The organism is Aminobacterium sp. MB27-C1, assembly GCF_030908405.1.
GTDB lineage: Bacteria > Synergistota > Synergistia > Synergistales > Aminobacteriaceae > Aminobacterium.
Genome location: NZ_CP133089.1, coordinates 544509 through 567952 on the forward strand (window position 1 = coordinate 544509; position 23444 = coordinate 567952).

Genomic DNA, 23444 nt, shown 5'->3' on the forward strand with positions numbered 1-23444 from the left:
CTAAACACCTCCTGTTTTACAAACTTGAAATTTTAATTAAAGTTTCATCTTGTAGATTGAGTTTTTGCGCAAGCGCATCAATAGTTGTCTTTGAAAGAGGATGAACCCAATCTGGTGCTATTTGTGCCAATGGGACAAGAACGAAAGCTCTTTTATACATTTCAGGATGAGGAATGCATAAGGTGGAGCTTGTATAGGTTTGTCCATTTTCTAAAAGTAAAATATCAATGTCTATTTCTCTCGGTCCCCAGTGAACTCTTTGTACACGACCTATTTCTTGCTCTATGGTCTTTATAGTAGAAAGCAACTCTTCAGGTTTTGCTTCAGTTTCTATAATTACACACGCATTTAAAAAACGAGGCTGTTGTGTCACGCCTACTGGAGCGGTTTCAAAAATATCACTTTTTGCAATAATGGCGATCTTTTTTTCTTTCAACAGCTGCACTGCCTTTCGCAGATTTCCCATTCGATCACCAATGTTGCTGCCTATTCCTAATGCAACGCGCATCACATTTCTGCCTCCCTTACCGCTTCTACCATTTTTATAACATCATGTGTAGCCTCTACGTCGTGAACTCTAACGAGTTCTACTCCTTCTTGTGCGCAATGAGCAGAAACTGCAAGGGTTCCATAAAGGCGAGACTGAAGGTCCTCTTTGGCGAGAATAGTTTTTATAAAACCTTTTCGCGAGTGTCCAATGAGAAGAGGATGGCCTAAACTTCTAAACGATTGTATTGACTTCAAAATACGGAGATTATCTTCTAACCGTTTTCCAAAACCTATGCCTGGGTCAATAATAATACGCTCTGCTGAGACACCCGCATCTTGAAGCCTTTGTAGCTTTTCTTTGAAATAGTCGAGGCTTTCCCCAATAACATCATTATAATACGGGTTTGTTTGCATATTCTTAGGGGCCCCCTGAATATGGGAAAGAACATAGGGTAACGTAGTCTGAGCTACTGCCTCAAGCATTTTATCATCAAGGGAGAAACCGGAGATATCATTAATAATATCTGCACCGTTTTCTACTGCAATTGTTGCAATTTCCCCTTTATAGGTGTCTACTGAAATAATCGCTTCAGGAAACTCTTTTCTTAATGACTGAAGAGAGGGGAGTAAGCGTTCTTTTTCTTCCTCTTCGCTAATAGGATCAGCACCTGGACGAGTCGATTCAGCCCCTAGATCAAGAATGTCAGCTCCTGTTTCAAGCATGTGTTCTGCCTGCTTCAGTAGGTCAGCAATGGATTCTAAGCGGCTTCCAGCGTAAAAGGAATCGGGGGTGGCGTTAAGGATGCCCATAATTTTTGTTTCCCCCTGCTTTAAATTTAGAAAACGACCTCTCGGAAGTGGTAATTTCCATGATGAAGCAAAATATTTTTTAAAAGAAACTGCTAACTCTTTTCGTATTTTTTCAATGCCCCAACATGACATGGCTTCCAGTTTAGGAAAAAGTGCTTTGTATTGTCCTTCTGTTCCTATAAGAAGAACATTACTATATTTGCTCTGTGCATCTATAACATTGCGATGAACAACAGCATCTCCACCTCTGGCAAGCATCTCTTGCTTGAGATAGGCGGCGGCACGAAAATCAACATCTGGAATCCAAAAAGCGAAGACTTCTCGTTTAGGAACAAAATATGCCACTGATCGGGGATCAGCTCCTACTTTTGCTATCAAAGATACGAGGTCTTTATTACTCTTGATTTTTACTGGGTATATAGCCAATGAACTATTCCCTTCCTTTAGTGATTAATAAGCATGAAACACAAAGATAATAAGTCCTCTCATAAAGGAGGTCAAGAAAAAGACTAAATCCACTCGGTTTGTACTTTTTTCAGATGAAATGTCTGATTTAATGAGAAAAGGCTATACCCTCGTTTTTCATCATGAGTAAGAACGCTATACGAAGCTGTATCCATGTGAGTTTTCCAGAAATATGGTTCAGGTATATGAATACAAGCTGCAATGAGAGGTTTAAGAACTGTACGATGGGAGACCACAACAAAAGTTTCGCCTTTATGTCTTTTCACGAGCTCATTGAGAGTTTGTATGGAACGCTTTTGAACATCGGCAAGAGTTTCAGCGCCAGGGAGAGACAATTTTTCCGGATAGGTAAGCCACATCTGCCATTCCGAAGGATATTCAAGTGCTATATCCGTTTTGAGCCGGCCTTCCCATGAACTGAAGTTAATATTATTTATCCCTTCTAGAATCTCAACTTTTTCTATTGAGCATGATGTAGCTATTGCTGACGCTGTCTGGCGAGCTCTGAGCAAGGGACTTGTATATGCATATTGAGGAGAGAGAGCAATAAGGGCTTTCCCCAGATCAGAAGCTTGCTCTAGCCCTCTTTCGTTAAGTGGATAGTCGACTCGTCCTCGGAATCGTTCTTCCTTGTTCCCTTGGCACTCACCGTGACGAGCGAGAATAATAGTGGTGTGTTTATATTGAGATGCCATATAAAAGCCTCCTCACACTTTAAAAGGTATTTTTATCTTTATATCAAAAGAAAGTATAACAAAAAAAAGTATAACAAAAAGGCTGACCAGTCTTGACAATACACCCCAGGGTTGATAATCTACCTTTTGTAAACATGAGGGCTAGCACTCATTGGCATAGAGTGCTAATACGTCCTCAAGAGGAGGGAGCTTTGTGCTTACCGAGCGACAACTAGAGATCGTTCTTGCCGTTGTTTATGAGTATATACAGACTGGGGAACCTGCCGGTTCCAGAACAATTGCTCGTAAATACTTAAAAGGTTGCAGTGCTGCCACGGTAAGGAATGAGATGTACGATCTTGAGCAGATGGGGTATTTTTACCAGCCTCATACGTCAGCCGGGCGACTTCCTACGTCTAGAGCATATCGTCTTTATGTCGACTCTATATTGCATCGAAGAAGAATTGCACCTGTGGGGTTTAAAAGTTGGAGAAATGGTATCAAAGACCAAAAGCAAGGTATTGAATCCATTCTTTCGTATGCCTCTCAACTCTTGGGCCGGGTTACAAATTATGTCGGTGTGGCTGCCATATCCTCTCTTCACGAAGTGGAAATACAGAGGGTAGATTTTGTCCGTCTTGGGGGAAATGCCGTTCTCGTAATACTCGTTCTTCAAGGTGGCCTTGTTCACCATAATAATGTTACCCTGCCGTGTGAGCTTTCCCAAGAAACTCTTGACGAGTTGGCTCGTCGTATAAATATGATTGTTGTCGGACATCCGTGGGCTGAAGTTCGCCAGGTTCTTTCTTCTTATGTTCTTGAGGGACTGGAAAGATTGTCAGAGGCGTGCCATGTTGCTATCCTTCAAATGGACGACATGTTGCAGAAATATAACTATAAGCTTTTTGTCGGAGGCGCCCAGCATATTCTCAGTTTGCCTGATTTTCAGGACATTAGTAAGTTGCAGGCTATAATTTCACTTCTTGAAGAAGAATCGGCTATGGTAGATATGGTAGACCGGTGTTCTATCGATCTTGGAGTTAACGTGACCATTGGTGATGAAAATCCTGAAGAAGGAATGCAAGATTGCTCAGTCCTTATGGTTCCTTCCCGTAAAAGAGGGCGCAAAACTGTATTGGGGATTATTGGTCCCATACGAATGGATTATGAAAAAACTATTACAGTCCTCGAAGCCATGATGGCTGACATTGAGAAAGAAAATATCGATTAATAATATTTAAGGAGGTTTCACCTTTATGGCCCCTGTAGATAAAGATAAATGTGAAAGACAAGACGATCAGGTCGTTCAGGAAAACCAGACCGATGTGTTAGAAGAGTCTGCACATCTTATTGAGAATGAGGATGAGATGGAAATCTTAGTTAAAGAAAAAGAAGAGATGGAAAAAGTTATAGAAGAGCTTAAAACGGAGAATAGTGCCCTTAAAACAGCTGCAGCTTCGGCCAGGGCTGATTTTTTTAATTTTAAAAACAGGGTAGAGCGAGATAAAGAGAGGTATATCCGTTTAGCTAATGAGGATTTGATTTTGCAGTTATTGCCAGTTCTCGATAACTTCGATAGAGCGTTGAATCAATCGGGTGATTTTGCAGAAGATGATATACGAAAGGGTGTCTTGATGATTCGTAGGCAGTTTTTCGGAGTTTTGGAGAGTGCCGGTGTCTCTGAGATTCCTACTGTGGGAGAGAGTTTTTCACCCCTTTGCCACGAAGCGGTAGGAATAGAAGCCGTTGATGATCCTCAAAAAGATGGAGTTATCGTAACAGAACTTCAAACGGGGTATAAGATCGGGGATAAGGTTGTTCGAGCATCTAGAGTAAAAGTAGGCAAATATGTAGGTAAAAAAGATTCTGATGCGAGTATAAATAGCGATAAAGATAAGGAAAAAGACGCATAGCGCGTTAATATTTAAAAATACATACAAAAAACTAACTCTTTTTTATAGAGGTGATATTCATGTCAAAAGTAGTAGGAATAGACCTTGGGACAACGAATAGCTGTATTGCCGTTAAAGAAGGCGACAGCGTTACTATTATCCCTAATGCTGAAGGAGCCAGAACCACTCCATCTGTTGTAGCGTTCACGAAAGATAATGAAAGACTTGTGGGCCAGTTAGCCAAACGTCAGGCTATTGTCAATGCCGATCGTACTATTATGTCGATTAAACGAGACATGGGTACTGAAAAGACCGTGAAAGTTGACGATAAGCCGTATACGCCGCAAGAGATTTCAGCCATGGTTTTACAAAAAATGAAGCGTGATGCAGAGGACTATCTTGGCGAGTCTGTTACGAAGGCTGTCATAACGGTTCCTGCATATTTTACAGACGCTCAGCGTCAGGCAACGAAGGACGCAGGAACAATTGCGGGGCTTGAAGTATTACGTATTATCAACGAGCCTACAGCTGCCTGCCTTGCCTATGGAGATTCTAAACAGGGCGAGAGTAAGTTGCTTGTTTTTGACCTTGGCGGCGGAACCTTCGATGTTTCCATCCTTGATGTAGGAGAAGGAGTATACGAAGTACTTGCAACATCTGGAGATAACAGACTCGGCGGAGATGATTGGGATAACTGCATTGTCGAGTGGATGGTAAGTGAGTTTAAGAAGGCCGAAGGTATTGATTTAAATAATGACCGTATGGCTTTGCAGCGTTTGCGTGAAGCTGCTGAGAAAGCTAAGGTAGAGCTTTCTTCTATGCCTGAAACAACCATCTCCTTGCCTTTCATTACGGCGAATGAGACTGGTCCCAAACATCTTGAAATGTCTCTTTCCCGCGCTAAATTTGAGGAGCTTACATATAACCTTATGGCAAGAGTAGAAGGGCCTGTAAAGCGTGCGTTAAAGGATTCAGGCTTAACAGCTAACGAGATCGATAAAGTATTGCTTGTTGGTGGTTCCTCTCGTATGCCTATGGTTCAGAAGAAGATTAAAGATCTGCTTGGAAAGGAACCGACCAAAGGCATTAACCCTGATGAATGCGTAGCTGCAGGAGCTGCTATTCAGGGAGCGATTTTATCTGGAGACCATAAAGATATAGTTCTAGTTGATGTCACTCCTCTTTCTTTGGGAATTGAGACTCTTGGTGGCGTCTTCACAAAGATAATTGAACGAAATACAGCTATTCCTGTTTCTCGTAGCCAAGTCTTTACGACAGCTGCAGACAACCAGAACCAGGTTGAAATAATGGTTTTGCAGGGAGAGCGTCCTATGGCTGCTGATAACGTAAAGCTGGGAAGTTTCGTTCTTGACGGGATTCCTGCAGCACCACGGGGAATACCCCAGATTGAGGTCACATTTAATATAGACGTCAATGGAATTTTGAACGTATCTGCGAAGGATAAAGGAACAGGTAAGGAGCAGAAAATTACAATTCAGTCTTCAAGGCTTTCCGATGACGAAATCGATAAGATGACGAAGCAGGCAGAGGAAAACGAAGCAGAAGACCAGAAACGTAAAGAAGCGGCAGAAATTAAGAATGAGGCCGATGGCGTTGTATATCAGGCCGAAAAATTAATGAGAGATCACGGCGATAAAATATCTGCTGAGGAAAAAGGAAAAATTAATACGGCTATAGAAAATGTAAAGAAATCCCTTGAAGGTTCTGACTTAGAGAAGATGAAAGAGGCCAAAGAGGCTCTTATTAAACAAATTCAAGAGTTTTCCACTCGCTTGTATAGTCAGGCTGGAGCTGATTCCAATCCAGGCGCCGAAGAATCACAGCAGAGTGCAGACTCTGAGCAGGCTGGAGAAACAGTAGACGCTGAATTTAGTGATCAGAGTCAGGCGTAAGGGGTGATCTGAGGTGCCAGCTCCCGGTGCGCAGGAAGACTTTTATGAAATACTTGGCGTTCCCCGGGATGCCTCGGCTGCTGATATCAAGAAAGCCTATCGGCGGCTTGTTCGGAAGTATCATCCCGATGCGAATCCAGGGAACGCTGAAGCCGAAGAAAAGTTTAAAAAAATAAATGCAGCCTACGAAGTTCTGAGTGATTCAGAAAAGCGGGCTCAATACGATCAGTTCGGAACTGTAGGCGATATGCCGCCAGGAGGTAGTCCCTTTGATGGGTTTGGCGGAATGGGAGATGTCTTTGGAGATATCTTTGATAATATTTTTGGTGGCGGAATGGGTCGACGCCGTTCAGATCCTAGAGCTCCCCGGCGAGGATCCGACCTTGAAATGCGCCTTACAATTACGCTTCAGGATGCTGCCTTGGGAATTGATCATGAAGTAGATATACCAAGGTGGGAAACGTGCTCAAAGTGTAACGGTAGTGGAGCAGAACCTGGAACATCTCCTGAAACGTGTTCAAGATGTGGAGGAACTGGTCAGGTTGAAGTGCGTCAACAGACGCCTTTTGGTCAATTTGTTTCAGTGACCCCATGTCCTGAATGTGGAGGTACGGGGCAGATCATTCGAAATAAATGCTCAGAATGTCACGGAGAAGGACGTGTCAGAAAAACTCACCGGGTGAAAGTAAAGGTCCCGGCTGGAGTGGATACTGGAACGCGTCTTCGTATTCAAGGAGAGGGAGAAGCCGGTTTAAACGGAGGTCCGTCTGGAGATTTATACTTCGTTATCAATGTAGATGAGCATCCGGTCTTTAAAAGAGACGGAGCTGATCTACATAAAAAGGAAACCATAGCATTTCCCACTGCGGCTTTAGGCGGAGTGATCCATTTGGAAACGCTTATCGACGGTAAAGAAGAGCTTGATGTTCCTGCAGGTACGCAACCAGGAAAGGTCTTCCGCGTGCGAGGAAAAGGAATGCCTAAGCTGAGAGGTGGCCGAGGTCGTGGCGATTTGTTCGTACATGTAACGATAGAGGTTCCTACTCGGCTTACTGAAAAGCAAAAGGCTCTGATTGAAGGTCTAGCAAAAGAGATGGAGCTTGAAGTTAAAGACGAAGGACTTTTTGCGAAATTTAAAAATATTTTTGGCTCTTAACGAATCGGGGGGGCTGTCTTTGCGGCTCCCCGTTTTTTCCCTATATTTTCATAATGAAATGATTTAGAGGAGGACGAATAATGACCGGGGCAGATAGTTTCTGGTGGTATATAACACTTGAAGGAGGATCTGAGCAAGAAGAAGCACTTTCTTCTTTAGCAGATCTTTCTGGAGGGATAGGGTCAGAGGAACATGAAGGCTCTGGGAAAATTCGTCTTCGAATTTATTACCGAACGTCTCACGATCTCGGATATTGGCTCGAATTGCTTAATCATGTTTTAGAATCCTTCCCTGGAATAAGTGTAGTGGACATGGGAAAAATTGAAAATCGCCAATGGCATACAGAATGGAAAGAAGCCTTTCCTCCCCTTCCCGTAGGAGAGAAGTTTGTTGTATTGGCTCCTTGGCATCGTGGATCGGAACCTAACGATCGCATTCCCCTTTATATTTATCCTGGTTCGGCCTTTGGCACTGGATATCATGAAAGCACCCAGATTGCTTTGACACTTTTGGAACGTCACATGAAACCTCACTGGAATATAGCTGACATTGGAACAGGGTCAGGCATTCTTTTTATTGGTGCTATTCGACTTGGCGCTGGTAAAGTGTATGCAAGAGATCTTGATCCTGCAGTACTCAATGAAGTGTTGAATAATATGGAACTCAATGGCATTTATAAAGAAGAGGTGGATCTTAAAGAAGGAAATCTTCTTCAAGGTTTCGATCATACCGTAAATTTATTAATGGCAAATATTATAATAGAACCTCTTATGTCTATGATTCCTGATGTTCCCCATGCTTTATGCGATGGAGGAATTGCGATTTTCTCTGGCCTCCTGACGAAGGAAAAAGATACATTTATCGAGACGCTTAATAAGGCAGGTCTAAAAATTATCGATGAGCTTGAAAGAAACGATTGGTGGGGAGTGGCAGTAACTAAGAAATGATAAGTCAGCTCAAAGGGAAGAAAATTTGTATTATTGCTATGGGGTGTCGATCCAATCAGTCTGAGGCAGACTCCCTTGCTTCTATGTTGCAGGCTGCTGGGGCAGATATTGTAAGCGAGCCACCTTTTGACGGTGCTGTTCTGGTGACATGTACTGTAACAGCTGTGGCTGATAAAAAAAGTCGACAGCTGTTAAGACGCTTACGAAGGCAGGCACCACAAGCCGTTATCGTTGCTACAGGTTGTTGGGCTCAACAAGCTGAATCTCACCTCGCGCAAGTTTTAGGAGTTGACTTTCTTGTAGGAAACCGGCAAAAGTGGCAAATACCCTCTCTTTTCAGTATGGCCTTTTCGTCGAATCAGCCCATGGCTTTTACTGATATGAGAAGCGATGTCCTTCGTGATGCCCAATGGGATCATTTGTTTCAATATCACCCTCTTCTTCATAGCCGAGCCTTTGTAAAAATACAGGACGGATGTAATCATTTCTGCACATATTGTATTATCCCCTTTGTTCGGGGGAATCCGGTAAGTCGTCCTCTTAATGACCTCCTCAAAGAGGTCTGTTCAATAGTGGATTCAGGATGTTCTGAAATAGTGCTCACAGGAGTTCATCTTGGTCTTTATGGTAAGTATGGAGAGGTTTCACTTGGAGAAGTTGTACGGCAAATAGGAGCAATTTCTGGAGTGAAACGAATCCGCTTTGGTTCCCTTGAACCATTTGGGATAGATGATGAACTGCTTAGTTCTTTGGCAGAAACACCTCAATTTTGTCCTCATCTTCACCTCCCTCTCCAGAGCGGAGATGACGGAGTGCTAGAAAAGATGGCTCGTGGATATAGTGTAAATGACTATATGACTTCAGTAAAAAAGGTTCGTCGTTTTCTTGGCGATAATGTGCATATAAGTACGGATATTCTCGTAGGATTTCCAGGTGAAGACGAAAAGGCTTTTGCCAATACTCTTGCCCTAATGGAAAATGTAAAATTTGGTAAAGTACATGTTTTCCCTTATTCACGAAGAAAGGGAACAAAAGCTGCCTCTTTGGGAGGACAGATACAGCATGAAATAATTCAGGAGAGAGTGCATCGGGTTTTAGAAACTGGCGAAAAACTTCTGAATGAGTATTGTTCTCAGTGGATAGGTAAGACCTTCCCTATCCTAATAGAGGAGGCAGGAGAAAACGAATCTTCGGGATTAGCTCCCTTTTTTGTAAAAGCTGTTGTTCCCCGAAAGATGTCTGTCGGCCAAATAATTGAGGTTTCTCCACGTAAATATGCATCAGAGCAATTCTATGCATAAGGCCGATTCCTGAAAATGAATTCTTACACTGGTATAATGAATATAGATTAAGCGGAGTCTCAATGCTATAAGTGGAAGGCGGTCTGTTTGTATGGACTCTATGCTTGGGATAGATCTTGGAACTCGATATGCCCTGGCGGCCTGCAAAATTAATGACAAAGTTGAAGTGCTTTCGAATCGGTGGGGATTGAAAAAAACTCCCTCCGTTGTTTCGTGGGCATCCGAGGGGTGGCTTGCTGGCGAGGAGGCTGCTCGTCGTGAAGTGGCGTTTCCAGAGTACACATATTGGGACATGAAGAGGCATATAGCTTGTACCGGACCTATTCGATGTGGTCGGCGTACCTTCTCTCCAGAAGAACTGTTAGTCCCCCTTCTTTCGTTGGTCAGAGAGGATGCGGAAGCAACACTAACTCGTTTTATAACGTCGTGTGTCCTCACTGTTCCTGCTTCTTTTAATTTTTCCCAGCGACAAGCTGTTGCGCGAGCTGCGGATAAAGCTGGTTTTGAAGAAATAAAAATAATTAACGAGCCTACAGCTGCAGCGTTTGCCTATGGAAAAGAAGGGCTCTCTCTAATTTTAGATTTTGGAGCGGGAACTGTCGATGTCTCTGTAGTTGAAGCTGAACAGGGTATATGGCAGGTTTTAGAGAGTGTCGGTGATTCGTGTATAGGGGGAAGAGAAATTGATTTTCTTCTCGCTCGCATGCTTCAGAAACGACTTTCATTGATCTCTAAAACGTTAGCAGATAGTGAAGCGCTCTGGCGGTACCTCCTTGGTGAGGCGGAGAATATAAAAGTAGCTCTCTCGACGTGTTCTTCCTTTACGTGGTTGCCTTCCTTTGGAATTTGTCAGTCAAGCAAACCGATATTGATAAGAAGAGAGGAATTGGAGCGTCTTATGCGCCCCATGCTTCATAAAGTGGTTAATATAGTAAGTGAACTTTGGAAAAAGTACTCTCCTCAACGTCTTTTGCTTGTAGGCGGGAGCAGTCGCATACCTTTATTGCACTCAATGCTTGAAGAACGAGTTGCCCGACCTGATCACTTGAATCAATGTCCTGATGAGGCTGTTGCTATTGGCGCAGCTCTTTTTGGAGCAAGTTCAGAAAAACGTTTTTTGATAGATGTTCTTTCTCAAGATCTTGGTATCCGCTCTGCAACTGGCGATTTTGTTTCTGTTCTTCAAAAAGGCTCACCTCTTCCTTGTAAGGCTTCGAAAAGATTTATAAGCATTGCTAACGGCAGTTTGGATTTGCATATAATGCAAGGAACATCTGAGGGGCAGTTTTCAACATTAAATCAGGTAACGATCGACTTTCTTTCAGAAAAAGAAGAAGTTGAACTCTTTTTCTCCGTAGATTCTAACGGACTTCTTGCTATAGAGCTTCAAAGAAAAAATGGAGAGAGAATAGCAATTCCTGATATTACGGTAGAAGAATGTACGTTAAAGGAAAACCCTGTACCGCCGGAAATAAAAGATTTGGAAAAACGTTTAGCCCGTGTTTCTATTGCTCTACCTTCAGAGCAACAAGGCAGGCTTTTGTCTCTTTTTAGTTCCGCCAGAACACTTTCCGATAAATCTATTTATGGGGATGCTGTAGCTATTCTTGAAGAGATGGTTCGTGAAATGGAGAGGGTTTCCCTATGACAGATATATCACTTCAGATCGAAGAAAGTCTGGCAATCCTTGGCGTTGCTTCTGGCGCTTCAATGAAAGAAATTCGCTCTGCTTTTAGACGCTTGGCACGCACATGCCATCCTGATATAGCAGGACCTCAGACGGCAGCAGAGTTTGAAAAGATTACGGCGGCATATCTTTTTTTGAAAAAGAAGGGAACCACTCTTACTCGCAAAGAAACAAAGACAACTAAAGATCGTTATACTCGTACGAAGCCAAAAAGAGAGGGTTTTAGAAAAGCTCAATCGCAACGTACAGAAAAAAAAGCGAATCCTGAAAAAATAAGGCATCTTCTTACAGAAAAAATAATAGTTGAAGCAGAAATAAAAATGGCTAGACTTATGGAGAAAGTTGCAGAAAAACAGGGGGAATCAGATTTTTATAGGTCACAAAAGAGACTTTTAAGTTCCCATCCTGAAGTTCGATCTCTGGCGGCATCTCTCCTTTTCAATCATTTAGATGAAAAAGGTGTCGTTGATTCTTTTGCAGAAATGATTCAAGCGTATCCTGAAGACGAATACGTGTTACAGTACATTTTTGATGGAATATATTTTCAGAACAGATTTATTCCAATTGCAGAAGCGGTAGCTGCAAAAGCTTCTCAGCTTACAGAGAAAGTAGCTCTTTCTTTTTTGCGCTGGATTGCACGCTTCGATAAACGTAAAATATATCTCGAACGTTTTCTTTCCCATCCATCGGAAGATGTTGTAGCGAAAGCTTTGACACGATGGCCTCATGGGAAAGGGCTTCCCGACGATTTAAGTTTAATTCGTCTTCTAAAGAAAGATAAAGAAGAAATTCTCGTTCCCCTTTTGCAAATATTGAGAAGAGAAGAAAATGTACCCTCTTGGACCATGGCGAAAATAAAATTGCTTGCTCAATCTCATAGTGCAGCAAGTGTACGAGTTTGGGCGGGGTCTATTGTCCGGAATAAAAATCTGGTATAGAATAACGTGAAGCTGAGAGGTGGGTTTTGGTGAGCGAAAGTTGTCTTTTTTGTAAAATTATTAAAAAAGAGCTAAATGCTGATATCGTTTATGAAGATTCTAAGGTCGTAGCATTTAGGGATGTTAATCCTCAGGCTCCTGTTCATGTGCTTATTATTCCCAAAGAGCACGTTGGTTCATCAGCCGAAGTTAGCGAAAATAGTCTTTGGGCCGATCTTATGGCATCAGTAACGTATGTTGCCAAAGAGCTTGGCTTGAATAAATCCGGTTACAGGTTAGTTATTAACTGTGGTGCTCAAGCTGGACAAACAATCCCCCACCTTCATGTTCACCTGTTGGCGGGACGGTCGTTCCGCTGGCCACCAGGTTAGTCAATGTGGGTGGCACAGAAAGGGGGGATCCAGTATGACTACGATCATTCGGAAAGATAACGAGTCCCTAGAAGATGCGCTTAGACGTTTTAAACGTGAGGTTTCGAAAGTTGGAACCCTTCGCGAGGCACGTAAACGCGAACATTACGAGAAACCAAGCGAAGTGAAGAAAGCGAAAAGGGCCGAAGCGGCCAGAAAACGACGGGGCAAATCCAGGGGGTAATTTAAGGTGAGCAATCTGTCGGAACGTATTCAAAAAGATCTTGTGGCAGCGATGAAAGCGAGACAAGATATGGAACTTTCAACGTTGCGAATGTTGAAATCAGAAATACAGAAAGCCCAAACAGAAAAAGGGCGCACGACGGAACTTACAGACGAAGATATTGTGATTCTTATCCAACGTCTCATAAAACAGAGACATGAATCTGCAGAACAATATTCTGCCGGTGGAGCCGCCGATAGGGCTGCAGAAGAATTGAAAGAAGCTACGTTCCTTGAAGTTTATCTTCCTGAACAGCTTTCTGATGTAGAGCTTGATGAAATGATAGAGAAAGCTGCTGCTGCCTCAAAAGCTACGGGGCCCAAAGATATGGGGCGAGTAATGGGGCGTTTGATGGGGGAGATTCGAGGCCGGGCTGATGGGAAAAGAGTTAAAACCCGGGTTCAATCGTATTTGCAGTCTCTCGTTGATTAACTTTTGTATAAAAATAAAAGCCGGGTATTATACCCGGCTTTTATTTTTAATGTCACTTTAGAGGGGGACCCTATATGAGATGTCCTAAGTGTGGAGCAATGGAAACAAGGGTGATAGAGACACGTACTGCAGATGAAGGACGTGTCGTACGCCGTCGTCGCGAATGTCCCGAGTGTCTGGCGCGTTTTACAACGTATGAAAAAGTTGAAGAAAAAAAGACCCTGCGTGTTATCAAAAAAGACGGAAGCAGAGAATTTTTTGATAAGGAAAAAATTACAAGGGGGATTAGCAAAGCATGCGAGAAACTTCCAGTCTCCTTAGAGCAGATTGAGGAAGTAGCTTCTCGTATAGAAGAAAGTTTCCGTTCAAGTGGTTATGGGGAAATTCCAGTCTCTCTCATTGGAGAAAAAGTTATGGAAGAACTCAAGTTACTGAATAAAGTAGCATACGTCCGTTTTGCCTCTGTATATCGTGAATTTACTGACCTCTCAAGTTTCCAGCGTGAAATTTCACGTCTTTCTGACGAAAGAGAATAGTCTTTTTCTATATAATCGTCTCTCTAGTTAAAATTTATACCATTGTTTGATTGGATATTCGTGTATAATTACATTATCTTTCTGTATCTTATACTCATATATCTTTTTATTAATATGAAAAAGGAGGGGTTTGGTTTATGAAGCTGAGAAGAGTAGCATTGGCTCTGGCAATGGTTCTGCTTCTTACAGGGGGGGCTTTTGCCCAGGATACGATTCGTATCGGTGTCTATCTTCCCCTGACAGGGCAGAATGCTTTCGGTGGTCAGTTGGAGTTGGACGGCGTGAAAATGGCTCATGAAGAAATACCAGAAGTGATGGGAAAGAAAATTGAACTTATCGTTGTTGATAATAAGTCAGACAAAGTTGAGTCAGCAAATGCTGTTAAACGACTGATCGAAAAGGAAAAAGTTATAGCTATTATAGGAACCTATGGATCTTCTTTGGCTATGGCTGGTGGAGAAGTAGCAGAAAAAGCGGGAATTCCTGTTATGGGTACATCATGCACAAATCCTCTCGTAACCCAAGGGAAAAAGTATTATTTCCGTGCGTGCTTTATAGATCCTTATCAGGGCGCAGCTGCTGCAACATACGCAATTCGCGAACTTGGTATAAAGAAAGCCGCTGTTCTTGTTGATGTTTCTAACGACTATAGCGTTGGTTTGGCAGGATTCTTCAAACAGTCTTTTGCAAAACTGGGCGGAGAGATAGTCTCTGAACTTAAATATAACACTGGAGATCAGGATTTCACGGCCCAGCTTACTGAAATTATCAGTAAGAAACCTGGCATTATGTTTATTCCTTCTTACTTTGCAGAAGGTGCCATTATCATGAAACAGGCTGCTGAACTCGGAGCAGAGTTTAAGATAATGGGCGGAGATGCCATGGATAATCCAGAGATAGTTACTATTGGTGGAGAAGCGGTCGAAGGCTTTATGCATACAACTTTCCCATATGACCCATCTATGAAAGATATGAGTCCTCTTGCCAAACAGTTTACTGAAAATTGGAAAAAGGCTCACCCCGATAAAGATCCTAACGTCAATGCAGCGCTTGGCTATGATTCGTATCTTCTCGTTATCGATGCCATTAAACGGGCTGGAAACGCTGAGCCAGAAGCGATTACCAAGGCTCTGACCGAAACGAAAGACTTCCCCGGAGTAACAGGTAACACCACGATTAATGAGACTCACGATGCTGAAAAAGAAGTAGGAATTGTTATGATCAAGGAAGGTAAAAAGACATTTATAGGTACAGTGAAGCCTGAAATGTAAAATGGCCTTTCATGTCTCTTTTCAGTAAATTTTAATTTCTATAGAGGCAGGAAGGATAATTTCCTTCCTGCCTTTTCACAAGGGGGAAGTTGCTGTGAGCCTAAATATGTTTATTCAGCATTTATTTAATGCTATTACCCTTGGCTCTCTATACGGCCTTATTGCCATTGGCTACACTATGGTTTATGGAATTTTACGTCTTATCAATTTTGCTCATGGCGATATTTTTATGCTTGGTGCTTATTTTGTCTTTTTCTCTGTCACTCTTACTAAATTGCCGTGGGGAATAGCTGTTATTGTTGCTGTAATACTTTCGACTTTTTGTGGAATTTTGGTAGATCGTGTTGCATATCGTCCTCTTCGGAACGCGCCCCGTATCTCTGCTCTTATTAGTGCTATTGGCGTTTCTTTCTTTATAGAAAACCTTGGTCTCGTCATTTTTACTGGTCTTCCTAGACCAGTGGCTCGTCCCGATTGGCTTGTACGTGTCATCAAAGTTGGAGGAGTTAGAATTTTACCCTTAGCAATAGTCGTTCCTCTTGTAACATTTCTTCTTGTTATCGGGTTACTGTGGGTCGTGTATAAAACTAAACCAGGTTTGGCTATGCGGGCAATTTCCAAGGATATTGAAACGACACGTCTTATGGGCGTTTCCGTTGATAAAGTTATAGCCATAACTTTTGCTCTCGGTTCGGCCCTAGCGGCAGCATCGGGTATCATGTGGGCACTGCGATATCCTCAAATTAACCCCTTCATGGGGGTTATTCCTGGATTTAAGGCTTTTATAGCAGCTGTTTTTGGCGGTATCGGCTCTATTCAGGGAGCGGTTACTGGGGGAATGATTCTTGGCATTATTGAGATAATGGTTGTGGCCTTCTTCCCCGCTCTTTCTGGATATCGCGATGCATTTGCATTTATTCTTCTGATCGTTATCCTCCTCATAAAGCCTACCGGCTTAATGGGGGAGAAGTTGGAGGACAAGATCTGATGGATAAAAAGAAGAGAAATTTCATACTTAATTTATGCGGAATTGGCCTTTTGGCACTTTTTATGTACTGGGCACAGGGAAACCTTGATGGGTATAAAATTCAGGTAATCAATCTCGTGGCTGTCAATGCTATTCTTGCACTCAGCCTCAACCTGATTTATGGTTTCACCGGAATGTTTTCTTTGGGACATGCAGGATTTATGGCTATTGGTGCCTATGTTTGTGCCATATTAATCTTGAGTCCGGCTCAGAAACAGGCCTTATGGATTTTGGAACCAATTGTATGGCCCTTTTCTGTTATGAGCGCTCCTTTCCTTGTAGCAGTCTTAGCAGGAGGTCTCGTTGCTGGCTTTTTTGGTTTACTGATTGCTCTTCCGGTGTTGCGTCTTGGAGGCGATTACCTCGGTATCGCTACCCTTGGTTTTGCCGAAATTATTCGTGTAGTTCTGACGAACATAACACCAATAACAAATGGAGCTCTCGGTATTAAAGGAATTCCCTCCTATTCTAATTTGTGGTGGAATTATGGTTGGCTTCTGTTTACCCTTTACGTTATGGTGAAATTTATCAATAGCAATTTTGGTAATGTCCTCAAGGCTATCCGAGACGACGAAATAGCGGCCAAAAATATGGGGATCAATACCTTCAAATATCGTGTCATTTCTTTTACCATAGGATCATTTTTTGCTGGTATCGGCGGAGCTCTCATGGGGAGCCTTATTACAACTATCGACCCTAAGATGTTTATCTTCCTTCTGACTTTCAATATTCTCATGATTACCGTAGCCGGAGGTTTGGGATCCATTACTGGAAGTGTTTTAGGCAGCATCATTATCACCATATTGCTTGAATGGCTTCGTTTTGTGGAAAACCCCCTCACCATCGGTTCTTTTGAAATTCCCGGAATTCCCGGAATGCGAATGGTTATTTTCTCTCTAGCCCTTATTTTCATTATTCTCTTCAGAAGAGAGGGCATTATGGGAATGAGAGAATTGACCTGGGATGGTTTATTCGCTCGTTTCTCTAAAGGGGGAAAGACAGAATGAATCAGGTCAAAACAGTGCTTGAAACCAAAGAAATTACTATGCGTTTCGGAGGATTGACAGCTGTTAACTCCTTAAATATGGCAGTTCCCCAGGGAAGCATTGTCGGACTCATTGGTCCCAACGGAGCAGGAAAAACGACAGTATTCAATATGATTACCGGTTTTTATACTCCGACAGAGGGAAGCGTTTTCTTTAACGGCAATGAAATTACTGGACTTCCCCCATATAAAGTGTGCGAAACGGGCATTGCCAGAACGTTTCAAAACATACGACTTTTTACGAATGAAACTGTCTTGCAGAATGTAATGATAGGTTGTCACGTACGACAGAAAAGTAAATGGTGGATGGCTCCTTTTCTTATCCCGTCAATGATCAGGGAAGAGAAGGAAATTCGAGAAAAATCAATGAAATTGCTGGAGTCAGTTGCGTTGGCTCAACATGCGGATGAGCTTTCAAGTTCTTTACCCTATGGAGCGCAACGGCGTCTTGAAATTGCTCGTGCACTGGCCACTGAACCAAGCTTTTTGCTTTTAGACGAGCCAGCTGCAGGAATGAATCCCCTCGAAACTGTAGAACTCATGGCTTTTATTCGCAGAATCAGAGATGAATTCAACTTGACAATACTTCTTATAGAACATGATATGAAAGTAGTCATGGGAATCTGTGAATATATATGGGTTCTTGATTATGGGAAGCTTATTGCCGAGGGAGATCCGGAAGCAATACAGTCTAACCCTCGAGTTATCGAAGCTTACCTAGGAGAGGAGTACGCGAAAAATGCTTAAGGTTGAAGATCTTCACGTTTACTATGGCGGTATTCATGCTGTCAAGGGCATTAGTCTCGATATTCCACGAGGGCAGATTGTAACGTTAATAGGGGCCAATGGTGCAGGTAAAAGCAGTACGATCAGAAGTATTGCCGGCCTTGTTAAAACAGCTAAAGGTAAAATCTTATATACGAACGGCAACGGCATAGAAGAGAATATATTGGGCAAAGCTCCAGAAAATATTGTTAAAAAAGGAATTGCCATGAGCCCTGAGGGACGGAGGATCCTTCCCCATCTCACTGTTGAAGAAAATCTATTTTTGGGTGCTTATATACGTGACGATAAAGAAGGCATTCAAAAAGATATCGATCACGTTTATTCCCTCTTCCCTCGACTTAAAGAGCGCGCCTGGCAAAAAGGTGGAACTCTTTCTGGAGGAGAGCAGCAAATGCTTGCCGTAGGACGTGCTCTAATGAGCAGACCTGAACTTGTTATGATGGATGAACCTTCCTTGGGGTTGGCTCCCATGCTTGTTAAAGAAGTTTTCGATATTATTCAGGAAATCAACGCACAGGGGAAGACCGTTCTTCTTGTAGAGCAGAATGCCTTTGCAGCCCTTAAAATCGCCAACTATGCCTATATTCTGGAAGTGGGAAGCATTGTCCTTTCAGGTACGGGCGAAGAGTTGTTGAAAAATCCGCGAGTAAAAGAAGCCTATCTGGGCGGCTAAAAATAGTAGTATAATAAATTGTTATGAAAAGCAAGGGGACGGATGACTTGCCGTCCCCTTCTTTGTGTCATAATATTGAGATGCTTAGCAACAGAGAAAATTAGTTGAGGAGGCACCCGTTTAAATGTCTGCCCTGAATGTCCCAAATATGTTAAGTTTGCTACGAGTTTTTCTTTCTCCATTAGTTGTTATATTTTTGACTTTAAAAATAAGTACGCCTGTCCCTATCTTTGAAAAATTGGGAGCAAGCATTAGCTACGGAGATCTTATTGCAGGTTTCGTTTTCATCATAGCGGCTCTTACAGATACTGCCGATGGATACATTGCTCGTAAAAAAGGTATAGTTACGAATTTGGGCAAATTTATTGATCCCTTAGCAGATAAGATACTGGTTATTGCGGCATTAATATCGCTCGTTGAATTGCAGCGTTTGCCGGCTTGGATTGTTGTTGTGATTATCGCAAGAGATTTTATCGTTACCGGAGTTCGGCTTGTTGCTGCTGCTGAAGGAGTTGTTATTGCGGCATCTTCTATGGGAAAGTTGAAAACAGTAGGTCAGATTATTGCTATATCATTGCTTATTTTTAACTTGCCTGGCGGCCTTCCTGCAATGTGGATTGCAATGATCCTTACCGTCTGGTCTGGTATGGAATATCTTATTAAAGGGCGTAATATGCTTTTCGATGCTTCATAATCATGGAGAAAGAAGGGGTTTAACAATGACTTCTCATGTCATTCAATATGTTGATACGATTCAAGATCGAATCGTGAAGAGTTTGGCTGAACTTGTAGAATACCCTGCTGTTTCCCCCCATGAAGGAGGAGAAGGTGAGAATAGAAAAGCCCGTTTTCTGGAAAAACTTGCTCAAGAATTAGGTCTCTCTCATATCCAATGGCATAACGCTCCAGATGAACTAGCGCCAGAAGGATTCAGGCCTAATCTGGTTATACGCGTTCCGGGGAAAACTGATAAGAGGCTTTGGATCATTACTCATATGGATGTGGTTCCTGAAGGTGACCGCAGTTTATGGCAGACGGATCCTTTTAAAGCTGTAATCAAGGAAAATCGTATCTATGGCCGTGGTAGTAATGATAATGGTCAAGAGCTCATTGCTAGTCTGTACGCTGCCGCAGCCATGAAGGAATGCAATATTCTGCCTGAATATGAGACATATCTTTGTTTTGTTGCAGATGAAGAACTGGGCAGTGAGTTTGGAATTCAATATCTTATAGAGCAGAATCTTTTTAAAGAGGATGATCTGATTATCGTTCCTGATGGTGGGAACGATCGGGGAGATTTTGTAGAAGTTGCCGAAAAGAGTATCCTATGGCTTCAGTTTACAGTAGGAGGACAGCAAGTTCATGCGAGTAGGCCTGATTTAGGATTAAATGCGTGTCGCATCGCGAATGCCTTTGCTACGGAACTTGACAAGGCTTTTCATGACGCTTTTCCTGAAGAGGACAATCTTTTTACACCACCTTTTTCCACATTCGAACCTACACGACGTTTACCTAATGTAGGAAACGTCAATACGATTCCAGGTAAAGAAACATTTTGTTTCGACTGTCGCATTTTACCCTCTGTGAATGTAGATGATGTTTTAAATGTAGTTTCCCAAGTAATTAGCCCAATAGAGAAAGAGTATGGAGGAAAGATAAAATTGACTGTTCTTCAGAGAACGGATTCTACCCCCCCAACTCCGCTGGATGCTCCAATCGTTCACCTGCTTACCAAGGCGATTAAAGCCGTTTACAGTTTTGATCCCGAGGTGGGTGGCGTTGGAGGAGGAACGTGTGCTGCATATTTTAGAAAAGAGGATATTCCAGCTGTTGTTTGGGCTCAGGAGGCAGATGTAGCTCATATGCCTAACGAATATTGTGAAATTGAACATCTGATAAACGAAACCAAGGTTTTTGCCCTCTTAATGGCTGGTGTAGAATAAAAACAAGGGCGGAGGAATAAGAGCCTCCGCCCATATTTTATTTTAAGTGAAAATACTTTTGACCCACTCCTTTGTTACAGCATATAATGTTTTTTTGTGGAATGATTATTGCAAATATTTGTAGAGGTGAAGTGAATGTTTAATGGCTTAAAGCGCGTTCTGGGGTTGGACCCTAATGAACGGGCGCTCAAGAGATATCGCCAGATTGTTGATGATATCAATGAGCTCGAAGCGGAAATGACGGCGAGAAGCGATGACGAGCTTCGTTCCTTGGTTACAGATTATAAAGAGCGTCTCAATAATGGTGAAAGTCCAGATGATCTATTAAAAGAAGTTTTTGCCTTGGTGAGGGAAGTTTCACGTCGAACCCTTGGTCTTCGCCATTTCGATGTGCAGCTTATGGGAGGCATTGCCCTTCACGAAGGAAAAATAACTGAAATGAAAACAGGAGAAGGAAAAACTCTTGTTGCTACTTTGGCCGTTGTCCTCAATGCACTTTCTGGGCAAGGTGTTCATGTCATTACAGTAAACGACTATTTGGCGAGACGTGACGCTGAATGGATGGGGCCCATATATCATTTTTTAGGCCTGTCTGTTGGTGTTATATACGCCTATATGGATCAGGAAGAGCGTAAAAAAGCCTATCTTTCTGATGTGACATACGGTACAAACAGTGAGTTCGGTTTCGATTATCTGCGAGACAATATGGCTGTTTCCCAGGAACAGCTTGTTCAACGACCTCACCATTTCTGTATTGTTGACGAAGTCGACTCTATTTTGATCGATGAAGCGCGAACGCCTCTTATTATCTCAGGTCCTTCTGAAGACAACGTAGAGATGTACAACACAGCAGACCAGATAGCGAGACAGCTTAAAGAAGGTCCGGATTTTGAGAAAGATGAAAAAGAACGGAATGTCTCCATTACAGAAGAAGGAATAGCGAAGTGTGAGAAACTGCTGAAGATGCCAGGGCTTTTTTCTGACGCGGCTCATTCTGATCTGGCTCACAGAATCGTGCAGGCAATTAAGGCTCATGTGCTTTTTCAGAAAGATGTACACTATGTCATCAAAGATGGTGAGATTGTAATAGTCGATGAATTTACAGGCCGTCTTATGTTTGGACGTCGCTACTCAGATGGATTGCATCAGGCCATTGAGGCGAAGGAAAAAGTTAAAGTCGGAAGAGAGAGTCAAACCCTTGCTACCATAACTCTTCAGAACTACTTCCGTATGTACCAGAAACTGGCGGGAATGACAGGTACGGCTATAACCGAAGCAGAAGAATTCAAAGAGATTTACGGACTTGAGGTTATTTTGGTTCCTACGAATAAGCCTATGGTTCGTAAAGATCTTCCAGATGTCATCTATCGTACGTCTTTAGAAAAATTTCATGCTGTTGCAGAGGAAGTTGCAGAGACTTATGAGCAGAAGCAACCTGTACTTGTAGGCACGACGTCAATAGAAAATTCTGAACATATTAGCAAACTTCTTAAAGCACGTAAAATTCCTCATCAGGTCTTGAATGCCAAGTACCACGAAAGGGAAGCCCAGATTGTGGCCCAGGCTGGACGAGCTGGGGCTATTACCGTAGCTACAAATATGGCAGGACGTGGAACAGATATTGTTTTAGGAGGAAATCCAGAATTTTTGGCCAAAGAGACCCTTCGAAAAGAGGGCGATGAAAATGCTCAGAACACTAAGCATTATGAAGAACTACTCGAAGAATATCGAAACATTTGTGCAGAAGAGCGCGATCAGGTTCTCAAAAGTGGCGGCCTTAAAATTATTGGAACGGAGCGTCACGAATCGCGAAGAATCGATAATCAGCTGAGGGGACGAGCAGGTCGTCAGGGCGATCCTGGTTCCAGCCGCTTCTATCTCTCTTTGGAAGATGACCTCTTAAGACTTTTCGGGTCTGATCGTATTCATGGACTTATGGAAAAGCTTGGCATGGAAGAGGGAGAAGCTATTGAGCATAACCTTTTGACGAAAGCTATTGAGTCGGCACAGAAAAAAGTAGAGCAGATGCACTTTGACATTCGTCGTCAGCTCTTGGCATACGACAACGTTATGAATCAACAGCGTGAAGCTGTTTATGGTGAGCGACGCCAGATTCTTACGGATAAAGATATTATTGAGCATACATGGGAAGTTATTCAGGGCGTTATAGGTGATGTGTTAGACCACTACTTCCCCGAAGATGGGGAGGCGGAGTCAGAGAGAGCTGCTTCAAAGTTAAAAAGTATCTTTGGTCCAGGGCTTGACTCCTTTTTGAAAGATGTAGATAGCCGCCGTCTTTTGCCAGAGGCCTCTGAACAGATAAAACAGGAAGTCGAAAATCGTTTCAGGATAAAGATAAAGAATCTGGGATCGGCAATTTCTGACGAACTGATGCGTTTTATTGTTCTTCACACGCTAGATAGCAGTTGGAAAGACCACTTACTTGCAATGGATGAATTACGGAGAGGAATAGGCCTTCGTGCAATTGGTCAAAAAGATCCTCTGCTTGAATATCAGTTCGAATCGTATAATCTTTTCCAGGCAATGATGGAAAGGGTAAGAGAATCTATTGCTGAACTTGCTTTCAGAGTAACAGTAGTTTCAGAGGAAACGCGGAGGACTCCTGATCGGAGGAATCTTAGGGAAAGTAGAGATTTCACTCTTCCTTTCCCTTCAGAAGAGGTTCCGGGAGCTCAGGTTGGTGCCGAAAAACCTCAACCAATACGAAAGGGTCCCAAAGTAGGGCGCAATGATCCGTGTCCATGTGGCAGCGGAAAAAAGTATAAACACTGCTGTGGCAAAAACGCCTAAAATGAGGAGGAAAAT

The 23444-nt window shown here is 42.7% G+C and carries 23 protein-coding genes; 20 read left to right on the forward strand and 3 right to left on the reverse strand.

Features of this window, described 5'->3' with window-relative positions; translation table 11 throughout:
* Nucleotides 1-16: 16 nt before the first annotated feature.
* From folK to RBH88_RS02630, 3 genes are all read right to left on the reverse strand, one after another.
* Entirely contained in the window at nt 17-508 is a 492-nt protein-coding gene (gene folK / locus RBH88_RS02620) for a 2-amino-4-hydroxy-6-hydroxymethyldihydropteridine diphosphokinase (RefSeq protein ID WP_213690867.1), read from the reverse strand.
* A complete protein-coding gene (gene folP / locus RBH88_RS02625) occupies nt 508-1725 on the reverse strand; it encodes a dihydropteroate synthase (protein ID WP_307879840.1) in 1218 nt (405 codons plus the stop codon). The genes folK and folP overlap by 1 nt, the downstream gene beginning before the upstream one ends.
* Nucleotides 1726-1808: 83 nt before the next feature.
* Complete coding sequence (locus RBH88_RS02630; RefSeq protein WP_213690804.1) at nt 1809-2459, reverse strand: histidine phosphatase family protein; 651 nt, start codon at nt 2457-2459, stop codon at nt 1809-1811.
* 193 nt (nt 2460-2652) lie between these two features.
* Between RBH88_RS02630 and hrcA the strand changes: the two genes are divergently transcribed.
* The 20 genes from hrcA (at nt 2653) to secA (ending at nt 23429) form a co-directional block, all read left to right on the forward strand.
* Complete coding sequence (hrcA, locus tag RBH88_RS02635) at nt 2653-3669, forward strand: heat-inducible transcriptional repressor HrcA (RefSeq protein ID WP_213690805.1); 1017 nt, start codon at nt 2653-2655, stop codon at nt 3667-3669.
* A gap of 25 nt (nt 3670-3694) precedes the next feature.
* On the forward strand, nt 3695-4351 hold the full coding sequence (locus RBH88_RS02640) for a nucleotide exchange factor GrpE (RefSeq protein ID WP_213690806.1): 657 nt from the start codon (nt 3695-3697) through the stop codon (nt 4349-4351).
* A 59-nt stretch (nt 4352-4410) separates the two neighbouring features.
* Nucleotides 4411-6243 (forward strand): molecular chaperone DnaK, encoded by a 1833-nt coding sequence (dnaK, locus tag RBH88_RS02645; RefSeq protein ID WP_213690807.1) that lies wholly within the window; start codon nt 4411-4413, stop codon nt 6241-6243.
* Nucleotides 6244-6256: 13 nt separating this feature from the next.
* Nucleotides 6257-7399: a molecular chaperone DnaJ gene (gene dnaJ / locus RBH88_RS02650; RefSeq protein ID WP_213690808.1), complete on the forward strand. Its 1143-nt coding sequence runs from the start codon at nt 6257-6259 to the stop codon at nt 7397-7399.
* An 80-nt stretch (nt 7400-7479) separates the two neighbouring features.
* A complete protein-coding gene (locus RBH88_RS02655) occupies nt 7480-8346 on the forward strand; it encodes a 50S ribosomal protein L11 methyltransferase (RefSeq protein ID WP_213690809.1) in 867 nt (288 codons plus the stop codon).
* Complete coding sequence (gene mtaB / locus RBH88_RS02660) at nt 8343-9647, forward strand: tRNA (N(6)-L-threonylcarbamoyladenosine(37)-C(2))-methylthiotransferase MtaB (RefSeq protein ID WP_307879841.1); 1305 nt, start codon at nt 8343-8345, stop codon at nt 9645-9647. Before RBH88_RS02655 ends, mtaB begins: the two co-directional genes overlap by 4 nt.
* 91 nt (nt 9648-9738) lie before the next feature.
* A complete protein-coding gene (locus tag RBH88_RS02665) occupies nt 9739-11295 on the forward strand; it encodes an Hsp70 family protein (RefSeq protein WP_307879842.1) in 1557 nt (518 codons plus the stop codon).
* Nucleotides 11292-12272, forward strand: a complete 981-nt coding sequence (locus RBH88_RS02670) for a J domain-containing protein (RefSeq protein WP_307879843.1) — start codon at nt 11292-11294, stop codon at nt 12270-12272. The genes RBH88_RS02665 and RBH88_RS02670 overlap by 4 nt, the downstream gene beginning before the upstream one ends.
* A 29-nt stretch (nt 12273-12301) precedes the next feature.
* Entirely contained in the window at nt 12302-12643 is a 342-nt protein-coding gene (locus RBH88_RS02675) for a histidine triad nucleotide-binding protein (RefSeq protein ID WP_213699639.1), read from the forward strand.
* A 34-nt stretch (nt 12644-12677) separates the two neighbouring features.
* Entirely contained in the window at nt 12678-12866 is a 189-nt protein-coding gene (rpsU, locus tag RBH88_RS02680; protein WP_213690814.1) for a 30S ribosomal protein S21, read from the forward strand.
* A 6-nt stretch (nt 12867-12872) separates the two neighbouring features.
* Nucleotides 12873-13337 carry a GatB/YqeY domain-containing protein gene (locus tag RBH88_RS02685; protein ID WP_213690815.1) on the forward strand — a complete coding sequence of 155 codons (465 nt, stop codon included), beginning with the start codon at nt 12873-12875 and terminating at the stop codon, nt 13335-13337.
* Nucleotides 13338-13411: 74 nt separating this feature from the next.
* Entirely contained in the window at nt 13412-13873 is a 462-nt protein-coding gene (gene nrdR / locus RBH88_RS02690; protein WP_213690816.1) for a transcriptional regulator NrdR, read from the forward strand.
* A 137-nt stretch (nt 13874-14010) separates the two neighbouring features.
* Nucleotides 14011-15144, forward strand: coding sequence for an ABC transporter substrate-binding protein (locus RBH88_RS02695; RefSeq protein WP_213690817.1), 1134 nt, complete (start codon nt 14011-14013; stop codon nt 15142-15144).
* 94 nt (nt 15145-15238) lie between these two features.
* On the forward strand, nt 15239-16132 hold the full coding sequence (locus tag RBH88_RS02700; protein ID WP_213690818.1) for a branched-chain amino acid ABC transporter permease: 894 nt from the start codon (nt 15239-15241) through the stop codon (nt 16130-16132).
* Nucleotides 16132-17178, forward strand: coding sequence for a branched-chain amino acid ABC transporter permease (locus tag RBH88_RS02705; protein WP_213690819.1), 1047 nt, complete (start codon nt 16132-16134; stop codon nt 17176-17178). Before RBH88_RS02700 ends, RBH88_RS02705 begins: the two co-directional genes overlap by 1 nt.
* Nucleotides 17175-17963, forward strand: a complete 789-nt coding sequence (locus tag RBH88_RS02710; RefSeq protein WP_213690820.1) for an ABC transporter ATP-binding protein — start codon at nt 17175-17177, stop codon at nt 17961-17963. Before RBH88_RS02705 ends, RBH88_RS02710 begins: the two co-directional genes overlap by 4 nt.
* Nucleotides 17956-18675, forward strand: coding sequence for an ABC transporter ATP-binding protein (locus RBH88_RS02715; RefSeq protein ID WP_213690821.1), 720 nt, complete (start codon nt 17956-17958; stop codon nt 18673-18675). The genes RBH88_RS02710 and RBH88_RS02715 overlap by 8 nt, the downstream gene beginning before the upstream one ends.
* A 124-nt stretch (nt 18676-18799) precedes the next feature.
* Nucleotides 18800-19369 carry a CDP-diacylglycerol--glycerol-3-phosphate 3-phosphatidyltransferase gene (gene pgsA / locus RBH88_RS02720; RefSeq protein WP_213690822.1) on the forward strand — a complete coding sequence of 190 codons (570 nt, stop codon included), beginning with the start codon at nt 18800-18802 and terminating at the stop codon, nt 19367-19369.
* 25 nt (nt 19370-19394) lie between these two features.
* Nucleotides 19395-20618, forward strand: a complete 1224-nt coding sequence (locus RBH88_RS02725; protein ID WP_213701269.1) for a M20 family metallo-hydrolase — start codon at nt 19395-19397, stop codon at nt 20616-20618.
* 135 nt (nt 20619-20753) lie between these two features.
* Nucleotides 20754-23429 carry a preprotein translocase subunit SecA gene (gene secA, locus RBH88_RS02730; RefSeq protein ID WP_307879844.1) on the forward strand — a complete coding sequence of 892 codons (2676 nt, stop codon included), beginning with the start codon at nt 20754-20756 and terminating at the stop codon, nt 23427-23429.
* Nucleotides 23430-23444: the final 15 nt, after the last annotated feature.

What these genes read in the sequence shown, in the direction of transcription:
- folK (WP_213690867.1), bottom strand. Translation starts at nt 508, where the DNA reads ATGCGCGTTGCATTAGGAATAGGCAGCAACATTGGTGATCGAATGGGA.
- RBH88_RS02630 (WP_213690804.1), bottom strand. Translation starts at nt 2,459, where the DNA reads ATGGCATCTCAATATAAACACACCACTATTATTCTCGCTCGTCACGGT.
- RBH88_RS02640 (WP_213690806.1), top strand. Translation starts at nt 3,695, where the DNA reads ATGGCCCCTGTAGATAAAGATAAATGTGAAAGACAAGACGATCAGGTC.
- dnaK (WP_213690807.1), top strand. Translation starts at nt 4,411, where the DNA reads ATGTCAAAAGTAGTAGGAATAGACCTTGGGACAACGAATAGCTGTATT.
- RBH88_RS02655 (WP_213690809.1), top strand. Translation starts at nt 7,480, where the DNA reads ATGACCGGGGCAGATAGTTTCTGGTGGTATATAACACTTGAAGGAGGA.
- mtaB (WP_307879841.1), top strand. Translation starts at nt 8,343, where the DNA reads ATGATAAGTCAGCTCAAAGGGAAGAAAATTTGTATTATTGCTATGGGG.
- RBH88_RS02665 (WP_307879842.1), top strand. Translation starts at nt 9,739, where the DNA reads ATGGACTCTATGCTTGGGATAGATCTTGGAACTCGATATGCCCTGGCG.
- RBH88_RS02670 (WP_307879843.1), top strand. Translation starts at nt 11,292, where the DNA reads ATGACAGATATATCACTTCAGATCGAAGAAAGTCTGGCAATCCTTGGC.
- rpsU (WP_213690814.1), top strand. Translation starts at nt 12,678, where the DNA reads ATGACTACGATCATTCGGAAAGATAACGAGTCCCTAGAAGATGCGCTT.
- nrdR (WP_213690816.1), top strand. Translation starts at nt 13,412, where the DNA reads ATGAGATGTCCTAAGTGTGGAGCAATGGAAACAAGGGTGATAGAGACA.
- RBH88_RS02695 (WP_213690817.1), top strand. Translation starts at nt 14,011, where the DNA reads ATGAAGCTGAGAAGAGTAGCATTGGCTCTGGCAATGGTTCTGCTTCTT.
- RBH88_RS02705 (WP_213690819.1), top strand. Translation starts at nt 16,132, where the DNA reads ATGGATAAAAAGAAGAGAAATTTCATACTTAATTTATGCGGAATTGGC.
- RBH88_RS02710 (WP_213690820.1), top strand. Translation starts at nt 17,175, where the DNA reads ATGAATCAGGTCAAAACAGTGCTTGAAACCAAAGAAATTACTATGCGT.
- RBH88_RS02715 (WP_213690821.1), top strand. Translation starts at nt 17,956, where the DNA reads ATGCTTAAGGTTGAAGATCTTCACGTTTACTATGGCGGTATTCATGCT.
- pgsA (WP_213690822.1), top strand. Translation starts at nt 18,800, where the DNA reads ATGTCTGCCCTGAATGTCCCAAATATGTTAAGTTTGCTACGAGTTTTT.
- RBH88_RS02725 (WP_213701269.1), top strand. Translation starts at nt 19,395, where the DNA reads ATGACTTCTCATGTCATTCAATATGTTGATACGATTCAAGATCGAATC.
- secA (WP_307879844.1), top strand. Translation starts at nt 20,754, where the DNA reads ATGTTTAATGGCTTAAAGCGCGTTCTGGGGTTGGACCCTAATGAACGG.